At 72.6% G+C, this 13,376-nt stretch carries 13 protein-coding genes; 6 read left to right on the forward strand and 7 right to left on the reverse strand.

All coding sequences use genetic code 11. The features are described 5' to 3' along the window. Window positions 1–61: 61 nt before the first annotated feature. The 3 genes from SMD11_RS36770 (at window position 62) to SMD11_RS00345 (ending at window position 3,140) form a co-directional block, all read left to right on the forward strand. Window positions 62–196 carry a hypothetical protein gene (locus tag SMD11_RS36770; protein ID WP_267896789.1) on the forward strand — a complete coding sequence of 45 codons (135 nt, stop codon included), beginning with the start codon at window positions 62–64 and terminating at the stop codon, window positions 194–196. 784 nt (window positions 197–980) lie between these two features. Continuing rightward, window positions 981–2,057, forward strand: coding sequence for a terpene synthase family protein (locus SMD11_RS00340; protein WP_087924471.1), 1,077 nt, complete (start codon window positions 981–983; stop codon window positions 2,055–2,057). A gap of 3 nt (window positions 2,058–2,060) precedes the next feature. Next, window positions 2,061–3,140: a Rieske 2Fe-2S domain-containing protein gene (locus SMD11_RS00345; protein WP_087924472.1), complete on the forward strand. Its 1,080-nt coding sequence runs from the start codon at window positions 2,061–2,063 to the stop codon at window positions 3,138–3,140. Between the two features lie 233 nt (window positions 3,141–3,373). Here SMD11_RS00345 and SMD11_RS00350 read toward each other — a convergent pair whose 3' ends face one another. The 4 genes from SMD11_RS00350 to SMD11_RS00365 form a co-directional block, all read right to left on the reverse strand. Next, complete coding sequence (locus tag SMD11_RS00350) at window positions 3,374–4,759, reverse strand: cytochrome P450 (RefSeq protein WP_087924473.1); 1,386 nt, start codon at window positions 4,757–4,759, stop codon at window positions 3,374–3,376. A gap of 326 nt (window positions 4,760–5,085) precedes the next feature. Beyond that, window positions 5,086–5,649: a hypothetical protein gene (locus SMD11_RS00355; RefSeq protein ID WP_087924474.1), complete on the reverse strand. Its 564-nt coding sequence runs from the start codon at window positions 5,647–5,649 to the stop codon at window positions 5,086–5,088. Beyond that, complete coding sequence (locus SMD11_RS00360; protein WP_234365817.1) at window positions 5,646–6,029, reverse strand: PadR family transcriptional regulator; 384 nt, start codon at window positions 6,027–6,029, stop codon at window positions 5,646–5,648. Before SMD11_RS00360 ends, SMD11_RS00355 begins: the two co-directional genes overlap by 4 nt. Before the next feature lie 597 nt (window positions 6,030–6,626). Next, a complete protein-coding gene (locus SMD11_RS00365) occupies window positions 6,627–6,905 on the reverse strand; it encodes a hypothetical protein (RefSeq protein WP_087924476.1) in 279 nt (92 codons plus the stop codon). Window positions 6,906–7,168: 263 nt separating this feature from the next. Between SMD11_RS00365 and SMD11_RS00370 the strand changes: the two genes are divergently transcribed. After that, window positions 7,169–7,483, forward strand: a complete 315-nt coding sequence (locus tag SMD11_RS00370) for a hypothetical protein (RefSeq protein ID WP_087924477.1) — start codon at window positions 7,169–7,171, stop codon at window positions 7,481–7,483. 141 nt (window positions 7,484–7,624) lie between these two features. After that, window positions 7,625–8,260, forward strand: coding sequence for a TetR/AcrR family transcriptional regulator (locus tag SMD11_RS00375; RefSeq protein WP_087924478.1), 636 nt, complete (start codon window positions 7,625–7,627; stop codon window positions 8,258–8,260). Window positions 8,261–8,304: 44 nt separating this feature from the next. Here SMD11_RS00375 and SMD11_RS00380 read toward each other — a convergent pair whose 3' ends face one another. From SMD11_RS00380 to SMD11_RS00390, 3 genes are all read right to left on the reverse strand, one after another. After that, on the reverse strand, window positions 8,305–9,081 hold the full coding sequence (locus SMD11_RS00380; RefSeq protein ID WP_087924479.1) for a hypothetical protein: 777 nt from the start codon (window positions 9,079–9,081) through the stop codon (window positions 8,305–8,307). Between the two features lie 210 nt (window positions 9,082–9,291). Beyond that, window positions 9,292–9,660 (reverse strand): dihydroneopterin aldolase, encoded by a 369-nt coding sequence (folB, locus tag SMD11_RS00385; protein WP_087924480.1) that lies wholly within the window; start codon window positions 9,658–9,660, stop codon window positions 9,292–9,294. A 93-nt stretch (window positions 9,661–9,753) separates the two neighbouring features. Next, window positions 9,754–10,770 (reverse strand): hypothetical protein, encoded by a 1,017-nt coding sequence (locus SMD11_RS00390; RefSeq protein WP_087924481.1) that lies wholly within the window; start codon window positions 10,768–10,770, stop codon window positions 9,754–9,756. Window positions 10,771–10,949: 179 nt separating this feature from the next. On the opposite strand from SMD11_RS00390, the gene SMD11_RS00395 reads away from it, so the two are divergent. Continuing rightward, a complete protein-coding gene (locus SMD11_RS00395) occupies window positions 10,950–13,187 on the forward strand; it encodes a tetratricopeptide repeat protein (protein ID WP_159395152.1) in 2,238 nt (745 codons plus the stop codon). The last annotated feature ends 189 nt before the right edge of the window (window positions 13,188–13,376 follow it).

Genomic DNA, 13,376 nt, shown 5'->3' on the forward strand with positions numbered 1-13,376 from the left:
GCGTCAACTCCCCTGAAACTGGCCCGATTTCAGGTGCGGGGGCGACAGGGAAGGCGCGCCCATGGTGCGACACCGGAAGCCGAGAACGCCTGTCCGCTGGGACCGGGTGAAGTCCGCGGTACGAACAGCTGCACCTTGGGTGGAGCTGTTCGTCACCGTCATCGGACTGATCATGGTCGTGACGGGCAAGGGGTGACCGGCGGGGCCTATACCCAGTAGGCCCCGAACGGCCACTCTTCTCGGTCCGCCCGTCGCGGTTTCAGCCCCCGCGGCGGGCGTTCCCGTTCACCGGCCGTCGCGGCCCGGTGTCCGGGGTGACTCTGCCACCACCGTGGCGCACCGTGCCGCACTGGGGGTGGGCCTGGAGGACGTCCCCCAAGGGTGCTCCCCCACACGGGTGTCGGTGCTCGCCCGGGGGGGCGGGACACAGGAGTTGGCGGCGGTCTTCCGGTCCGCCAAGAGGCCCTCGTACCGGGCGGTGCGGCCGGTGGCGCCGCCGCGCGGGACGGCCGAGGGATGGAGGGTCGCCACGGGCAGGTTCTGGCCGGGGGCGCCCTGGCGGGAGGAGGCAGTCCCACGGTCGTGCCGCGCCGGGGCACGCGGAAGGAGGAGCCGGGTCTCGCATTCCGTCCCGCGGGATGCATGCGGTGTGCCACTGCGCACAACGGCAAAGCGGGTGTGCTTCGAGCGCCGACAGTGAGCGCCTTGCTGACCCGCGTGGCATCCGTCAGCATACGCGTAGAAACTGAAGGCGTTTCAGGGAAGAACTCGCGGCCGGATACTTTCCGGATCGCCCGGGAGAAACCGGCATCACGCCAGCAAGATTCCCGCCCTGGCAAGGTCATCGATTCCGAGCTGCAATTCAGCGCACTCTTTGTGGCCAGGTCCCTCCGCAGCGGCTTCGGCAAGACCTCGGTGCGGCCGCCCGGCCACTTCCCGTTGCCCGGCCGGCAGTCGCTCACGACGTCAGGAGACTCCCTGTGTCCAAGCCCATGCTGTTCGAAGACACGCATGAGCAGGACATGGAGGCCATGACCCGCTACCGGATCCCCGAGTACCGCATCCCCTGGCCGGTCGCCCTGAACCCGGACCACGCACTGGCCGAGCAGGAAGCGCGGAGGTGGTCCGAGAGGTTCGGCCTGCTGAACAGCGAGGCGGCGCGGCAGCGGATGACCGACATGCAGTCCGGGCTGTTCTCCGGCTGGTGGTGCCCGCGCACGGATACCCTCGGCGCTGTTCTCCAGGCCAAGTGGGTGGCATGGCTCTTCCTGTGGGACGACATGTTCGACGACGGGCCGCAGGGCCGGAACCCGGAAGTCTTCCTGCACGGAAAAGCCGAGCTCGACTACGTCTTGAGCGGGAAACCGCCACCGCCGTCGGACGACCCCAGGATTTCCCTCCCGCACGCCCGCGCCCTGGCCGACTTGTGGGGTGATTTCTTCCATTACTTCCCTGAGCATCCGCGCAGGCGCTTCGCGGATCACGTCAGGCAGTATTTGTGTGCCATGCGGAGGGAAGTCGACAACCGGTCGGCAGAGGAACTCCAGGGTGTCGACGCATACTTGCGCCTGCGTCTTGTCAATGGTGCCACCCGCCCCAGCATCGACACTCTCGAAGGCTTGCAGGGAGCCAACATCCCCGATCACGTCCACCGCGGCCTGTTCTATGAACTCCGCGACATGGCGGCCGAGTTATGGCTGTGGTCGAACGACACCTTCACGGTCCGCAAGGACCTTCATTACCGCAACCCCCACAACCTTGTCCTCGTGCTGCGGCACGACCGGGATCTCAGCCTTCAGGAAGCCGCGAACCACGTCGCGTACATGGTCGAGCAGCGCCTGCGTGACTTCACCAGGGTCGCCGACCGGCTGCGGAGGCTGACGGGCGTCCCCGAAGACCCGCACGCGGCCTGCAAGGACGACGTCCTGCGCGGCATCCGGATTCTCGAGGACGGGCTGTCCGGCTACTACCGCTGGCAGGAATCGTGCCTGCGCTACAAACGCAGGGAAGGGTTTCTCACTCCCGCTGTCGACGGCGAACGACCGGAAGGGCGGTGACAGATGCGCAAGAAACCACCCCTGCGAGTCAACCGGTACCCGGACACGGTCCTGCCCGGCGACAAGAGCGGACCGCCGGCCCTCCCCTACCCCGACGGATGGTTCTGCGCCGGGTTCTCCGACGCGTGGCAGCCCGGCGCTACCCACACCGTTCCCTACATGGGAGAGGACCTGGTCATCTACCGCACGGAGAGTGACACACTCAGGGCCACCCGGCCTTACTGCCCGCACCTCGGCGCGCACCTCGGATTCGACGGGAAGGTCCTGGGCGAGGAATTTCAGTGCCCGCTCCACAACCTCCGCTACGCAACGGACGGGACTTGCGTCCACAGCCCCTACGGCCCGGCCCCGAAGCTCTCCCTGCCCATGCTTCCGGTCCAGGAAAGGTGGGGAATCGTCTGGGTCTGGCACCACCACGAGGGAGGCGCCCCGACTTGGGACGTAGCCGCCGGCCTTACCGGCCTCGACAACGCCCGCGATCCCGTCTACCAGATCACCGACCTCTGCGGGTACCCCCAGGACGTCTCGGAGAACGTCGTGGACTACCCCCACCTCACGTACCTGCACGGGCTGATCAACCTCGAGGTCCTGACTCCCCCGAAATACGAAGGCCCATTCGGCTGGGTGACCATGAAGGCCGGGCGCAGGATCGGCCCCGCGGTGGTGGAAAGCGAGTTCATCAACCAGTTCCCGGGGCTCGCGGGCGCCAACATCAACGTATCCATGCCCGAATTCGGGCTCTACTCGGTCAACTGGCTGCTCGCCACACCGACCGGGCCCGGCCGCATGCGTTACAGCCTGGCGTCCAGCCTCGAACTCCTCGATCCCCCGCACCACCGCGGCCCGGCGTATGAATGGCTGAGCCACAAGGCGCTGCGCGCGCTCCAGTACGCCATTTTCTGGCAGACCAAGAAGGACGCGGCCCGCGATCTGGGGATCTTCCACCACAAGCGCTTCGCCACGCCTGCGAAACTTGCCTCCGGGGACGGCCCCATCGGGGCCCACCGCAAGTGGTCCCGCCAGTTCTACCCCCCTGCGGACAGCCAGGCTCCCGACGCCTACGACGCCCACCGCAAGCTCTGAGGGGATGTCCCGCCCCGCCTCAACAGAATGCGGGCGCGGGCAGGCGATGACGGGGCAGCGGTCCGCGGGCTCCGGCCCGGCGTGACCCCGGGTGCCCGCGGCCGTGCCGACGGGCCCTGCGTGACCGCCTGGCACAACGGCGCCGGGCCTCCCGCCTGCCCGTGCGTGGCATGCCGCCCGGGAGCACGCCGGCCCGCCCCCGGGATACGTCCGGGCCGGGCGCCGAGGCCGGCTCAGCCCACCCGGGTGCGGGGGGTGAGGTGCAGCAGGAGGCGGCGGGGGCGGTGGACGGCGGAGAGGGGGGCGGGGCGGATGTCGGTGCCCGGGGCGCATTCCATCCGCCATCGCTGGGCGAGGGTGGCGAGGGTCAAGGTGGCCTCGGCGACGGCGTAGGTGTCGCCCAGGCAGCGGCGGGCGCCGGCGCCGAAGCCGGTGAACTCGCCTCTGGGCGGCAGGCCCGGGCGTTCCTCGCTCCAGCGGTCGGGGCAGAAGTCGGCGGCGCGGGGGTAGAGGGCGGGGTTGTGGTGGAGGGCGGGCGGGCTGATGACGAGGGTGGTGCCGGAGGGCAGGTAGCGGCCGGCGAGGTTGAGGGGGCGGGTGGTGATGCGGGTGAACAGCCATGCGGGCGGGTACAGGCGCAGGGTTTCGCTGATCATGTGGCCGGTGCGGGGCAGGTGGGGCAGGTCGCGGTGGGCGGGTGGGCGGCCGGCCAGGACGGTGTCGACCTCGTCGTGGAGGTCGTGGGCGACGCGGGGGTTGCGGGTCAGGGCGTACAGGGCCCAGGTCAGGGCGGCGGCGACGGTTTCGGCGCCGCCCAGGAGCATGGTGATGACCTGGTCGTGGAGTTCGCCGTCGCTGAGGGCGGTGTCGTCGTCGCGGGCGGCGATGAGGGTGGACAGGAGGTCTTCCCGGTCCTGGGCGTGGTGGGTGTCGGGGCTGGTGTCGGCGCCGGTGTTCTCGTCGGTGCTGAGGTAGCCGGCGATGAGGTGGTCGACGGAGCCGTGGAGGTCGGCCAGGGCGCGGGCGTAGCGGCGGTTGGCGGGGAGGGGGAGGTGCTGGAGGGGGGCGGGGACGAAGATGCGGCGGAAGAGGCCGGCGAGTGCGGTTTCGAAGGAGTGCTGGAGGCGGGCCACGTCGTCGTCGCCGACGCGGGAGGAGAAGAGGGTGCGGGTGACGGTGCGCAGGGCGAGTTCGAACATGGCGGGGAAGGCGTCGACGGTCTGGCCGGGCTGCCAGGTGGCGCTCAGGCGCAGGGCCTCGTCGGTCATGACGTGGGCGTAGGTCTCGATGCGGGTGCGGTGGAAGGCGGGCTGGAGGAGGCGGCGCTGGCGGCGGTGGTCGCGGTGGGGGCAGCTGCCCAGGCCGTTGCCGACGAGGTCGCGCAGGCGGGTGAAGAGGGGGCCGCCTTTGTCGTAGGTGCGGTCGTCGGACAGGACGCGGCGCAGGAGCTGGGGGTGGCAGGGGACGTGGGCCCGGACGCGTCCGAGGCGGATCTCGACGAGGTCGCCGTATTGCGGGAGGGAGCTGAGGAAGGGGATGGGGCGGTGGAGCAGGGGCCAGGCGTGGCCGACGAGGGGGAGGGCTCCGGGGGCGTTTGCGGCGGCGTACGTTTCGGGCATGGGCGGTCCCTCGGGCGGGGTGGTCTGCCGGTGGTGGGGCGGTTGGGTGCGCGGGGTGGTGTGGAGCGGGTGGGAACGCAGGGATCGCGCCGCTAGGTTTTCCGCCATTCCGGATGACCAAACTCGGGATTCTCCCGTTTTCTCCCACTCGTTACCTTCGGGAGACCGTGGGGTGCACTCTTCTCACTTGCGGCAACTCCCCTGCTGCGGGGGGATTTTCGCGGGCGCTCGCCGGGCGTGCCTCGCGCCCGGGCGGTGGGGCGGTGGGAGGGGGTGCGGGCCGCCTCTCCCCCGGCAAGGGCCGCCGGCCCTTCTTCGGGGGCGGGTCAGCCCGTGGCGGGGGTGTTCTTCCTGGCCCGTGTGTCGGTGACGGCGTAGGGCAGGCCGGGCAGGAGCAGCAGGGCGGTGGCCCACAGGGGTGTGGTGAGCAGTGTCGCGTCGCCGGCGAGCCGGTTGGCGAGCAGGAGGACGGGCAGCGCGACGGCGAGGGAGAGTGCCCAGCTCTTGCCGAGGCCCAGGCTGCCGCGGCGTGTTTCCCAGACGACGGTGACCGCGGTGAGGACGGCGTAGAAGGCGACGCGGTCGGCGGTCACGGCCAGGTGGGCGGTCCACTGGATCAGGTGCGCGAACAGCAGCAGGCAGCCGAGGACGGAGCAGGCCAGTGCCGTGGTGCGCAGGGCCCGGCGGGGAAGCGGGGCGCGGGCCCGGGCCCAGGACGCGGCGAAGGCCCGGACGTCGCCGCCGACGACGTCCCGCGCGGTGCGGCCGGCGGCTTCCGCGTCGCACAGGTGGTGCGCGAGCTCCTCGAGCATCTCCCGTACGGAGGCGTCGTCGATCCCCCGGTACTCCCAGTTGCTGCGGCAGACCGCGAGTATGCGCTCGTGGGTCATGGTGTGCCGTCCTCTGCGGGTCGGGGGCCGGTGTCGGTCAGGAGGTGGTCCACGTGTCCGGTGAAGGCGTGCCACACGGCCCGGCCGCCGGTCAGTTCGGTGTGTCCGGCTTCGGTGAGGCGGTAGTACTTGCGCGGGGGGCCGCCGCTGGCGGAGGGGGCGCGGTAGGAGGAGATGAGGCCTGTGCGTTCCATCCGGGCGAGCAGCGGGTAGATGCTGCCGTCGCTGACCAGTTCGAGTCCGCTGCGGGTGAGGGCTTCGGTGAACTCGTAGCCGTAGCGGGGGCGTTCTTCGATCAGCGACAGGAGGCAGAGGTCGAGCACGCCGCGCAGGAGCTGGCTGCGGCGCTGGTCACCTGTGGCGGGCAGCCCCTTTGTCATGCGGTGCATGGTAGTGAGGGACTGTCATGCGGCGCAAGGTAGTGGGTGAGGAGTCCGCGGCCGCCCGCGGCGGGGCTGGAGCGCGGACCGCCCGGCCGGGCAGCCCCGTACCGTCGCCGGTCCCTGCGCCGTGCGGCCGCCCGGCCGCCCTCGTCGGCGGCCGGGCGGGTCAGGGTTCGTCGTTCGTGGTGCGCTCGCCTTCGGCCTGGGAGGGGGTGGTGCGGGTGGTGTCGGGGTGGTGGTGTTCCTTGGCCTGGGACTCGTCCTCGTCCTCCGGCAGGCGTTCGCCCTCGGCCTGGGACGGGGTGGTGTATTCGCTGATGACGCCTCCTCACGGTCGGTGCGGGTGCACGCGTTTCGGAGCGTAGCGCCTTGGGGCGGGGACACCGGGGAGCGTGGGGGCGGTGTGGTCCGTTCAGGGGCGCACGCGGCGGTACCGGGCAGGTGGCGGGTGCCCGGCCGGCGGGCCCGGCCGGCCCGCCGTACCCGCGCGGGCCGCGGGCGGCGCGGGTACGGCCGGGCCCGGGACACCCGTACGCACCGTGTGGGCTGCGTGGCGTGTCCCGGGCCCGGCCTGCGGGGCCTTGCCCTCCGCTGTCAGCGGTAGGTGTACAGCCACCACTTGTGGTGTTCGTTCTTGCAGGTGAAGTGGTGCCAGCGACCGTGGTCCTGACCGTGCTTGCCCGCCTTGTGGCAGGCCTTGTAGGAGGAGTACGGGCCGTACTTGCCGGACGGGCGCTCCTGGAGCACCGTCGCGCTCGTGCCCGTGGTGTCCTGCTGCGGGGCGGCGAGGGCCGTTCCCGCCGCGCCGCCCAGCAGGAGGCCGGCGGCGGCCAGGGCGATCGCGGGAGCGGTCCGCAGGGTTCGTGCGTTCATGAGGGGGTTCCTCTCGCGTGCCGGGCTCCCGGCCCCGCCGGTGTGCGGGGCGCCGGTGGTGGAGCGCCGGATTCCCAACGTAGGAGGGCCCGTGTCCCGGGCGCATGGGAGCGCGGCCCCATCGGGGTCCCGCCGGGGGCCCGCCGGTGACGCGGATGGCGTAGGGCGTGTCGCGTGTCGCGCCGGGCCGAGCGTCGTTGACCGTGACGAGGCTTTCGCCTCATTTCTCCGTCATCGAGTGATACCGAGATAAAGGATCAGTGATGCGTCTTTTCCGTCCTGTGATCGCCGCTCTCGCGGGCCTCGCCCTCGCCGTGGCCCTGCCCACGGGCACGGCGGTCGCCGCGAAGGGGTCGTTCTCCTGGGTGGGCCCCAAGGGCAAGCCCTTCTTCGTCGACAACCCGCCGGACGGCAAGTGCCTGACGATGAGCCAGGAGGCCCGCGGTGCCCACAACGGGACGGGGGTGCAGGCGACCGTCTACCGGGGGAAGAAGTGCAACGGCACGGCGCTGCGGCTGGCGCCCGGGGGGCAGGCGCCGCGCAGTTCCTCGTTCGGGAGTGTGAAGTTCGGCCGCTGAGGGACGGCCCCCGGCCGCCTGCCTCTCCTGGGCGGAGGGACGGGCGGCCGGGCGGGCGAGGGGGGCGGTGACGCGAGGGGGCCCCGGGGGCACCCCGTCATGCGTCAAGCGCAAAGTTGCCATGGATGTAATATTTACTCCATGAGCACCGAACCGACAGGACTCCGCGAGTCCAAGAAGCGCGAGACCCGGCAGCTGATCTCCGACCACGCGACCCGCCTCTTCCTGCGGCAGGGCTTCGAGCAGACGACCATCAGCGACATCGCCGACGCCGCCCGCGTGGCCAAGAAGACCGTCACCAACTACTTCCCGCGCAAGGAGGACCTGGCCTTCGACCACCACGAGGAGTTCACCGCCGGCCTCGCCCGCGTCCTGGCCGGCCGCGCCCCCGGGGAGACGGCGCTCGCCGCCCTGCGCCGCGCCTTCCTCGACGCCGCCGGGCGCCAGGACCCCGTCGCCGGGTTCGCCGGCCCCGACTTCACCCGCATGATCGCCGACAGCCCCACCCTCACCACCCGCCTGCGCGAACTGCACGACCTGCGCGAGGAGGCGCTCGCCCGCGCCCTGGCCGAGGCCACCGGCGCCGCCGCCGAGGACATCACCGCGCGCGCGGCCGCCGCCCAGCTCGGCGCCGCCCACCGCGTGCTGTTCCAGCGCATCCAGGAACTCACCCTGGCCGGCCAGGCACCCGAAACCATCGCCGCGCGCGTCACCGAGGACGCCGCTTGCGTCTTCGGCCTGCTCCAGCCCTCCCTCGGGGACTACGCGCCCGCGTGAGACGCGGCGGGGGCCGGATCCGCCCCCACGCCCCGGCGGCCCTTTCAGTCCCAGCCGAGCTCGTAGTAACTGTCCTCCAGCGTCAGCCTGAACGCGTAAGGGTGCCGGGCCCGGATGCGGGCCGTCTCCGCCTTCTGGTCGACGGGCCGGCACTCCCCCGCCCGCACCCGGGCCGGTACGGGCCCGCCCGTGCTCTCCTGGCAGAAACCGCCGCTGTCCGGGGCGGAGAGGGAGAAGCGGGCCTTGTCCTGGAGCGGGTCCTCCCAGTCCACCCGCGCGGTGAAGGTGTTCTGCGCGCCGCCCCCGGCGGACCACCGGTAGGTCAGCGACGGCGCGGACCCGTCCTCGCCCCGCGGTGTGTAGTAGCGCAGGGCCGCGGCCGCCGTCTCCGTCGGCCGGTCGGTGCGCGGCGCGTCGCCGGTGCGGGCGCGGACCACAGCGGTGACGGCCGCGTCCACCTCCCGGATCCGGTCCTCGACCGTGCCGTCCGCGCCGAAGTACAGCAGGAGCGTGCGGGTGCAGCGCAACCGGTAGGTGTCGCGGCCGTGGTTGAAGGTGTCCTTCTCCCCCGCCGCGCACATGTCCCGCTCCGCCTGCCGGTGGAAGGCCAGCGCGGGCACGCGCCGGCGGAAGGCGTCCGCGGTCGCCGTGGTCTCCCTGGCGCCGGCGGCCCGGGCCTCGGCGGCGGGCGGGGCGGACGCCTGGGTACGGGGGTCCGCCGCGCCCGGGGAGGCCGGGGCGCCGGCGCAGCCGGCGGTCAGCCAGAGCGCCGCCGCGGCCAGGGCCCCGTGCGCGGTGCGGCGGGAGTGTCGTCGGGACATGGCCGCAACGCTAGTGCGCGCCCGCGCGCGACCGGGCGGCGGGCCCCCGCATCCCCGGGCCCCTGGCCGCCACTTGCGCGAAGGCGGCGGGGATGATGCCTGCCATGAGTTCCGGCGGCGCCGGTGGCGGCACGGAGGAGGCCGTGGCGGGCGTTCGATGCCAGGCCGGCGGGTGTCTGTGGTCAGCGGGTGAGCGCCGGCCGGAGGCACTTATTCTGCGGGGGCGCCGCGCTCGATGATGATGCCGACCGTGTGCCCGCCGCTGTTCGGCCGGGGTTTGACGAGCTCCAGCCGCAGCCGGCGCACGGGGAATTCGTCGAGGACCGTCCGCGCGGTCCGCTCGGCGAGGGTCTCGACGAGCTGGAACGTGCTCGCGCCGACGAACTCCTTCAGGCGTCGTACGACGGCGCTGTAGTCCAGCGCGTCGCGCAGGTCGTCGCGGGCGGCGGCCGGTGTGATGTCGGTGGTGAGCTCAAGGTTGATCACCACGATCTGCCGCACCTGCCGTTCCCACGCGTCGACGCCGATGAGGGCCGGGATCTCCAGGCCGCGGATGAAGACGGTGTCCGTAGAGGTCATGGGAGGGGCCTTTCTGCGCGTGGCTGCCGGGGCCGGGCGGGGACCTGTCCAAGGCCCGTGCCCGGGGACAAGGGAGGTGGTGTGCGCCGGGGTTCAGCGCGGGGCGGGGGCCGGGGCGGAGAGCAGCGCGTGGGCGGTGCGGTAGGCGTCGAGGAAGTGTTCGCGGTCCACCCAGGGCTTGGCCAGGGCGTGGCGGCGCCAGTCCTGGCGGGCGTCGAGGAGTTGCTCGGTGCGTATGTGGAAGTAGCGTTGCCGGCACCACAGCCCGTCGGCGCTGATGGCCCACTGCTCGTTGGGCAGTTCGATGAGCCGGCCGAGGTCCTGGCGTTCCTGTCCCGTGCGGGCGGCGATCGCCGTCCGGAGGGTGGCGACCAGCAGGCGCAGCAGTGCGTCGGTGTCGCGCAGGGCTGCGGCCGCGGGGCCGGTGGAGGCGGTGCCGGTGCGCCGGGCGGTGAGCCGGCGGGCCGCGGCGGATGCCTGCTCGTCGCGTGCCCAGGTGGTCGCGGAGGCCGCGGTGCCGCCCCGGTCCTCCAGTGTCAGGTTAAGGGCCGCTTCGGTGTTCCGGGCGGGTCGCGGCGGGTGGGGTGCGGTGGTGGTGCGGCGCAGGTCCAGGCGAAGCCACAGGTCGGAGCCGGGCAGCCGGGTGCGTATGCCGGCGTCGTCGACGGCCTGGAGGCCGGCGGCTTCGTCGAGCAGGGCGGCCAGGCGTGGTGCGGTGGGGGCCCGTTCGGCTTCGCGGAGCAGTGCCTCCCGCCGCCGGTGGCGGTCGAGGAGGCCGTCCCTGCTGGTCTCGCCGAGGGTGTCGAGCCGGGCGTGTGTGGCGCGCATCTGGGCCTGGATGTCCGCCAGGTCGCTGGAGAGGGCGTCCTGTGTTCTCTGCATCCGGCGTTCGAACACCCGGCCGAGGACGATGAGGGGCACGATGAGGACCAGGGAGCTGCCGAACTGGAGCAGCAGTCCCGGCGTGTAGTCCTCGCCCTGCATCAGCCATCCCCACATCACCAGCGCGAGGCCGCCCAGGGTGGCGAGGGTGAGCACGGCGATGTCCTTGGGCGGCCGCAGGCGGCGCGTCCAGGACGGCCGCCAGGGCAGTCTTCCGCGATCGGTCACCGTCCGCCTCCCCCGTACGCAAAGGTGCTCCATTGCGCGTACCAACTGGTAGTCCGGCTGCGATAGTTCAGGGTAAGGGTTCGGGCGCGGGGCGTAGCCGGTACGGACGAAGTCCGGGGCGCGCGCCGGTCCCGTGGCCGGAGCCCGAGTGGTGGCCCGCGGATTGTCGAGGGGGAACTATGCGGGGACGCACTGCGGATCCCGGGTGCCGGGTCATCGGCATGCCGGTCGCCTACGGTCTGGAGACGTTCAAGGACCGCACGCGTGAACGGGCCGAGGTCGTGACCCGTCTCGGCGACCCGCGGGCCCGCCTGGTGGCCGTCATCGGGCGGCGCGGGATCGGCAAGAGCGCGCTGGCCGCCAAGGTGGCCGAGCAACTGGCCGGCGGCGGGGAGGGCGGTGCGTGGGCGGGGATCGTCAACGTCAGCAGCCGGACGTCCGGGATCTCCCTGGAGCGGATCTTCCATGACTGCGCCAGGCTGCCGGGCCCAGCCGTGCTGGAGGACCTGCTGGAGGTGTGGACCAGCCAGCGGGGCACGCCCGACAAGGTGGCGCAGCTGTTCGCCGCGCTCTCCGGCGGGCCCTACCTGATCCTGCTGGACAACTTCGAGGACCGGCTCGACGACCGGGGAGAGCTGTGCGACCGGGAACTCACCGATTTCTTCGACGCCTTCTTCAGAACGCGGCACGGGGCCAGGATCCTGATGACCACGCAGGTGCCCCTCGCCCTTCCCCCGGAGCTGCGCCGTTACCAGGCCCGTCTCTACCTCGACCAGGGGCTGCCGGTGCCGGACGCGGTCGAGCTGTTGTGCGAGCTCGACGCGGACGGGGAGACGGACATCGTGCGCGCCTCCCGGCAGGATCTGGAACGCGCCGTGCGCCGTGTGCACGGGGTGCCGCGGGCCCTGGAGCTGATCGCGGGTGCGCTGAGCGAGGACTATCTCACGCTGCCCACGCTGGACGAGGTGCTCGATACGTTCGTCGAGCGCGGGGACGTCATCGCCTACCTCGCCCAGGACCGGTTCCAGCGGCTGGACGCGGAGAGCCGGCTGGTCCTGGAGGTGCTCGCCGCGTTCGGCCGCCCGGTCGCGCGGGACGCCGCCTCGTGGGTGCTCGGGCCCCTGGCACCGGATGTCGACGTTCCGGCGGCTCTGGCCCGTCTCGCCTCGCACGGCCGCATGGTCACGGTCGACCGCGCCCGCCGGATGTTCGCGCTGCACCCCATGGACGCCGACTTCATCTACGGGGAGCTGCCGCGCGAGGGCCTGCTGGGCTGCCGTTCCCTCAACCGCCGGGTGGCCGACTGGTACGCCCGGCAGAAGCCGCCGCGCGAGGAGTGGCGGTCGGTGGAGGACGTACAGCTGCACCGCTACGAGTTCGCCCACCGGATACGCGCCGAGGACTACGAACCGGCCGCGGCGGTCCTGGACGAGATCGACTACTTCCTCACCTGGCGCGGCTCCGTGGGCGCGGCGAGGGAGATGCACCAGCAGCTGTCCGGGCGGCTGGAGGACGACGCGACCAGGATGGCCCACCTGGTCGGCTTCGGGGTGGCGCTGCTGGTCGGCGGCCCGCACCGCCAGGCCGCCCAGGTCCTGGAGGAGGCCGCCGGGCTCGCCGAGCGCCTGGGTGACCAGCACCGCCTGGGGCAGGCGCTGTTCGCCCTGGGCGACACCTACCGCCAGCTCAACCAGCTCGACGAGGCCATCGGCCCGCTGCGGCGGGCGGTGGAGCTCGAGGAGCGGCTCGGCGACCCCGAGCGTCTGCTGCGCGCGCTGATGAGCCTGAGCCTCACCCACAGCTACCGGGGTGAGGTGCGGGAGGCGCTGGAGGTGGCCGACACGATGCGCACCAGGGCGCTGGAGCTCTCCGACGGCCTGGGCCGCGCCCAGGCGGACGACTCGGCGGCCTGCGCGCACCTGGCCTCCGGCGACTGGCGCCGCGCCCTGGCCATGGCCCGGGAGGCGATCGCCCTCTACGAGGAGGTGGGCGTGACGGAGGCGCTCGGGTACGTCCACAACGTCCAAGGCGTCGCCTTCCTGGGGCTGGGGGACGTGGAACGGGCGGAGGCGGAGTTCCTCCAGGCGCACACCGACGGCGCCGCCGTGGGCTCGCCCCGCACCGAGGGGATCTGCCTGTACAACCTGGCCTGGGCCCACTGGACGGTCGGCCGGTACGCCGAGGCCCTCTCCGCCGCCCAGCGTGCGCGGACGGCCTTCGAGCGGGCGGCGGCGACCGGCGCCGAGGTCGCCGGCCTGCTGGCCCGCGCCGCGGGGGCGATGGTCGCGGGCGAGGCGGGCGAGGCCGCCCGGCACCTGCGCGGGGCGGCCGAGAAGTCCCGGGGGAACGCGGACTTCGTTCCCCCGGCCTGGCTGGTGGCGGAAGCGGAACGGCTGACGGCCGGGAGCACCGACTGACCACGGCCCGACCGCAGACTGATCGCGGTCTGATCGCGGTCTGATCGCGGTCTGATCGCGGTCTGATCGCGGTCTGATCGCAGCCCGACCGCGGTCTGATGGCGGTCCGGCCCGGAGCACGGGTCGCTGCCGTCTTCGGTGGGAAGGATCCTCCCCGGGCACCGTGTCCCTCCGGGCCCGGGGGGGGGG

This window comes from Streptomyces albireticuli, from assembly GCF_002192455.1.
Taxonomy (GTDB): Bacteria; Actinomycetota; Actinomycetes; order Streptomycetales; family Streptomycetaceae; genus Streptomyces; species Streptomyces albireticuli_B.

Excerpts from the sequence above, each read along its gene's own strand:
- SMD11_RS00350 (WP_087924473.1), bottom strand. The coding sequence starts at position 4,759 with ATGCCCGAAACGTACGCCGCCGCAAACGCCCCCGGAGCCCTCCCCCTC.
- SMD11_RS00365 (WP_087924476.1), bottom strand. The coding sequence starts at position 6,905 with ATGAACGCACGAACCCTGCGGACCGCTCCCGCGATCGCCCTGGCCGCC.
- SMD11_RS00395 (WP_159395152.1), top strand. The coding sequence starts at position 10,950 with ATGCGGGGACGCACTGCGGATCCCGGGTGCCGGGTCATCGGCATGCCG.
- SMD11_RS00360 (WP_234365817.1), bottom strand. The coding sequence starts at position 6,029 with ATGACAAAGGGGCTGCCCGCCACAGGTGACCAGCGCCGCAGCCAGCTC.
- SMD11_RS00380 (WP_087924479.1), bottom strand. The coding sequence starts at position 9,081 with ATGTCCCGACGACACTCCCGCCGCACCGCGCACGGGGCCCTGGCCGCG.
- SMD11_RS00375 (WP_087924478.1), top strand. The coding sequence starts at position 7,625 with ATGAGCACCGAACCGACAGGACTCCGCGAGTCCAAGAAGCGCGAGACC.
- SMD11_RS00345 (WP_087924472.1), top strand. The coding sequence starts at position 2,061 with ATGCGCAAGAAACCACCCCTGCGAGTCAACCGGTACCCGGACACGGTC.
- SMD11_RS00370 (WP_087924477.1), top strand. The coding sequence starts at position 7,169 with ATGCGTCTTTTCCGTCCTGTGATCGCCGCTCTCGCGGGCCTCGCCCTC.
- folB (WP_087924480.1), bottom strand. The coding sequence starts at position 9,660 with ATGACCTCTACGGACACCGTCTTCATCCGCGGCCTGGAGATCCCGGCC.
- SMD11_RS36770 (WP_267896789.1), top strand. The coding sequence starts at position 62 with ATGGTGCGACACCGGAAGCCGAGAACGCCTGTCCGCTGGGACCGGGTG.
- SMD11_RS00355 (WP_087924474.1), bottom strand. The coding sequence starts at position 5,649 with ATGACCCACGAGCGCATACTCGCGGTCTGCCGCAGCAACTGGGAGTAC.